2 protein-coding genes are annotated in these 1,039 nt (G+C 37.7%); one reads left to right on the top strand and one right to left on the bottom strand.

All coding sequences use genetic code 11. The features are described 5' to 3' along the window. Positions 1-551, top strand: a 551-nt coding sequence (locus tag ACFILL_RS09320) for a hypothetical protein (RefSeq protein ID WP_375643844.1), incomplete at its 5' end; no start/stop codon positions are given. A 9-nt stretch (positions 552-560) separates the two neighbouring features. Here the strand turns inward: ACFILL_RS09320 and ACFILL_RS09315 are convergent. Beyond that, positions 561-1,039: hypothetical protein (locus ACFILL_RS09315; protein ID WP_375643845.1), on the bottom strand; the 479-nt coding region annotated here is incomplete at its 5' end.

Here is a 1,039-nt window from a genome sequence, read left to right as displayed (position 1 = left end):
CGTCATTTGGATTTATAGACAAATTGACGCGTATGTTTACAAGTGTAGATACTATAGAGAAGTATAATCAACTTTACAATAAATACGTAAGTGAATCATATATTGGCTCTATGCATTCTGAAAAGGTACGCAAAGCAGAAGAACTTTCACTCAGAAATGGCGGAGAATATTCATTTTTTAACAAGGAAGATATATTGTATCGTCACATATCAGTTGTTGCTTGTGCATCCCTTATGAGTTTATTGCGGGGTGATTATAATAAGGAGATGTCGCAAATGGATCTACCCAATGTAATAAAGCGTTTACGCGATGAATATGATTGGAGTGAAAGAGATTTTATGTGGGCATACGACGTGGTCAATGATAACGAGGATCCAATGATTTATTATGCAAAAAAATTTATGACGGCTATAGATAAGCGTTACGATTTCAGAAAAGAACAAGTAGATAACATAGTATCTCACGTGAAAACAAATGATCATAAATGGTTAAAGGAACTCAGTGAACATTGCGGAAACTTACGAAGGATATACTATATAATGCAACCGTAATAGAGCTTGTCATTTACGATCAAAATGTTTCTGAAGCACGTTAAGAGCAACACGTAATGAATTCACAAGGTGTGGTAGCATTTGATCTTCTATAACGAGGCACTGTAGCGCTGCATAAAGGTTATATTGTCTATAGAGGCATTGGGCTTCTTTTAGTGCCTCTTGCGTGTTTATAAACTGCTCTGTTGCAAATTCTACCCATTTATCTCTTGCCTTATCATCAGATGATGATGGCATTTCGTCATAAATTGCATTAGGCAAGCCTTTTGCGCAAAGGTAATTATTCCTTATCTGTAAATACTGTTGCGCGGCGTCATATTGCTCTTGAGTAATCACGCCTTGCAAGTAAAGCCGCCCGATATAGGTACCAGAAAGTGGATTTTTTGCCTCCTGTAGCGTTAAACCGAAGCACTTTGCACGCATTTCTATTGCCAATTTATCAACGGCTTCACGCGGTGCTTTTGCACGTGATATACGTCCGTTTGGTT

Source organism: Bartonella sp. AP20NXHL, from assembly GCF_042196165.1.
Classification (GTDB): domain Bacteria; phylum Pseudomonadota; class Alphaproteobacteria; order Rhizobiales; family Rhizobiaceae; genus Bartonella.
This window is presented reverse-complemented; position numbering and strand designations above follow the sequence as displayed.